The organism is Microvirga aerilata, from assembly GCF_016743775.1.
Lineage (GTDB): Bacteria > Pseudomonadota > Alphaproteobacteria > Rhizobiales > Beijerinckiaceae > Microvirga > Microvirga aerilata.
Genome location: NZ_JAEQMY010000229.1, coordinates 1 through 2,448, shown reverse-complemented (window position 1 = coordinate 2,448; position 2,448 = coordinate 1). Strand labels below are relative to the sequence as shown.

At 64.5% G+C, this 2,448-nt stretch carries 3 protein-coding genes and 1 pseudogene; 3 read left to right on the top strand and 1 reads right to left on the bottom strand.

Going from position 1 to position 2,448, the window contains the following annotated elements; genetic code table 11:
* Positions 1 to 187: 187 nt before the first annotated feature.
* Positions 188 to 424 (bottom strand): hypothetical protein, encoded by a 237-nt coding sequence (locus tag JKG68_RS31880; protein ID WP_202066387.1) that lies wholly within the window; start codon positions 422 to 424, stop codon positions 188 to 190.
* Positions 425 to 489: 65 nt separating this feature from the next.
* On the opposite strand from JKG68_RS31880, the gene JKG68_RS34105 reads away from it, so the two are divergent.
* The 3 genes and pseudogenes from JKG68_RS34105 to JKG68_RS35095 form a co-directional block, all read left to right on the top strand.
* Positions 490 to 1,056 carry a recombinase family protein gene (locus tag JKG68_RS34105; RefSeq protein ID WP_246516121.1) on the top strand — a complete coding sequence of 189 codons (567 nt, stop codon included), beginning with the start codon at positions 490 to 492 and terminating at the stop codon, positions 1,054 to 1,056.
* Positions 1,026 to 1,925: a recombinase family protein gene (locus tag JKG68_RS34100; RefSeq protein WP_312891071.1), complete on the top strand. Its 900-nt coding sequence runs from the start codon at positions 1,026 to 1,028 to the stop codon at positions 1,923 to 1,925. The genes JKG68_RS34105 and JKG68_RS34100 overlap by 31 nt, the downstream gene beginning before the upstream one ends.
* Positions 1,926 to 2,144: 219 nt before the next feature.
* A pseudogene (locus tag JKG68_RS35095) lies at positions 2,145 to 2,279 on the top strand (IS5-like element ISRso1 family transposase); the annotation flags it as partial.
* Positions 2,280 to 2,448: the final 169 nt, after the last annotated feature.

Sequence of the window (2,448 nt, the reverse complement as noted above, 5' to 3'; positions counted from 1 at the left end):
CAGACCAACGCGTTCAAGACAATCCTTCAGACTGTGTCCGCCTGAACCTCAGTGCGAAACAGGGCGTGGGTAATTACTTCGTGATCGAGATCGTGCGTAAGCTTGCCAATCAGGACGGCTTTCAGCCACTGCCGCGCAGGTGGGTGGTGCTCCCCCGTACAATCTTGCCAGTTTCGGCTTCGAGTGGTCAGCCGTGGTCGCTCGCGAGTCTCTGCCCAGGCCCCTCCGGAACACGGGCTCCTTGGCCCAGTTGAGGCAGCATCCACCACCCGGTCCCAGGACCGGCACCGGCGGAGATGCCCATGGCCCAGTCGACGCAAGAACCGATCGTGGTGGCGCGGATCTCCTTCGAGAGCACGAGGCTCAGCCCGCAGTGCTTGGCCGAGACATACGCCCGGATCGTCCCCATGACTCGCAAGGTCATCAGGGCTGGCGCCAAAGCCGCGCCAGAGGCCATCCCCCGGCCGGCCGCAAAGAGGAGGGCTGAGCATGGCTGAATGTCGGGCTGCGTTCTACGCACGGGTGTCCAGCGAGGCTCAGGCCCGTGACAAGACCATTGCCAGCCAAGTCGCTGCCCTCCGCGAGCGGATTGCGGCCGATGGCGTCACAATGCTCCCAGAGGCCGCCTACATTGACGAGGGCCACAGCGGGTCCTCTCTGGTGCGTCCGGCCTTGGAGCGTCTGCGCGATGCAGCGTTCGCCGGGGACATCGACCGTGTCTACGTCCTCGCACCCGACCGGCTCGCCCGGCGTTATGCGCACCAGGCCGTGCTGATGGAGGAGTTCCGGCGCGCCGGCGTTGAGGTCACCTTCCTCAACCGGCCCATTGGCGCCAGCCCCGAGGACGACCTCCTGCTCCAGATCCAAGGCGTCATTGCCGAGTACAAGCGCGCCCAGATCCTGGAGCGGGGACGACGGGGACGGCGCCATGCCGGATGGGTTCAGTCAGCGCTCTTGCAGGCGCACCTTACGGGTATCGCTACATTACCCGCGAGCGAGGAGGTGGGGTTGCTCGGCTCGAGATCGTGCCCGAGGAGGCGCGATTTGTCCGCCTGATCTTTGCCTGGATCGGGCTCAACCGCCTGAGCCTGCGCGAGGTCTGTCGCAGGCTCCAGCAGGCTGGATGCCGAACCCGTTCGGGCACGACACGGTGGTGGGCCTCCACCCTTCATGGCATGGTCGAGAACCCCGCCTACACCGGCACAGCCATGTACGGCCGCTTTCGCGCGGTCGAGCCAAAGCCGCGGCTGCGTCCAATCCGCAATCACCCGGCCCATTCCTCACGCCCGACCACACGCGTGCCGGTCCCAAACGAGGATTGGGTGGCGGTGCCTGTGCCAGCCCTTGTCGATCCCGCCGTCGCCGAGGCCGCCAGAGCGCAGCTTGAGGAGAACCGACGGCGCAAGCGGGAGCAGAGCCGAGGGCCAGGGTGGCTGCTCCAGGGGCTGGTTGTGTGTCGGCGTTGTGGCTATGCCTATTACGGGAAAGCCACACCTGGGCTTGCTGAGTGCCATCGCCCCGGTGCCTTCGGTTACGGCGCTTATCGCTGCATCGGCAGTGATGGACACCGGTTCGACGGAAAGGCGGTGTGCACCAACCGCCCGGTGCGCAGTGATCGTCTCGAGCGCGTGGTGTGGACCCATATCGAGGCGGTTTTCAACGATCCACAGCGGATCGCTCACGAGTACCGGCGCCGCCTCACGGATCTCGCATCAGAGAGCCAGCCCGATGCCGACGTCGGGGAGATTGAGCGCCGCATTGGCGCCCTGCGGCGCGGGGTCGGGCGGCTGATCGACGGGCATGCTGACGGCGTGATTGACCGTGTGGAGTTTGAGCCGCGGGTCGCTGACCTGAGGGCCCGGATCACCCAGTTGGAGGAGCATCGCAATGCCCTGGCAGCTGCCAGTAGGCCAGACGCGACCTGACCCAGGTGATCGGTCGCTTGGAGGACTTCTCGACGACAGTCCGTGAGAACCTTGACCTGCTCGACTGGTCTGCCAGACGCGACATCATCCGGCTGATGGTCCGCCGCATCCAGATTGATGAAGACCAGGTCGAGATTGTGTTCCGCATTCCGCCTCCGCCATCAGGAGGCACAGGCGGAGATCGAACGTTCAAATCCAAGCACCATTGTACAGGGGAGCGTGGAGCGAACCTTCGGGTGGATGACGCGCTGGCGCCGGCTGGTGCGGGACTACGAGAAGCGCTGTGATGTTTCGGAAGCGATAATCGGTGTGGCCATGAGCAGCCTCATGCTCCGCCGCATTGCTCACCCGTAGCCATTCTCAAACGGGCTCTGAGTTTCTAGCACTACAGTTGCACCTCCTGCGCATGGGTTCATAATCTCCTGATCTGACACAGGAGGCTGCCGTGACGGGTGTAGCCATCGAGCAGATGCTCGAGCTCTGGTGTGTGGAGTTGCGTCAGGTCAAAGCTCACCTCCAATCC

Excerpts from the sequence above, each read along its gene's own strand:
- JKG68_RS34105 (WP_246516121.1), top strand. The coding sequence starts at position 490 with ATGGCTGAATGTCGGGCTGCGTTCTACGCACGGGTGTCCAGCGAGGCT.
- JKG68_RS31880 (WP_202066387.1), bottom strand. The coding sequence starts at position 424 with ATGACCTTGCGAGTCATGGGGACGATCCGGGCGTATGTCTCGGCCAAG.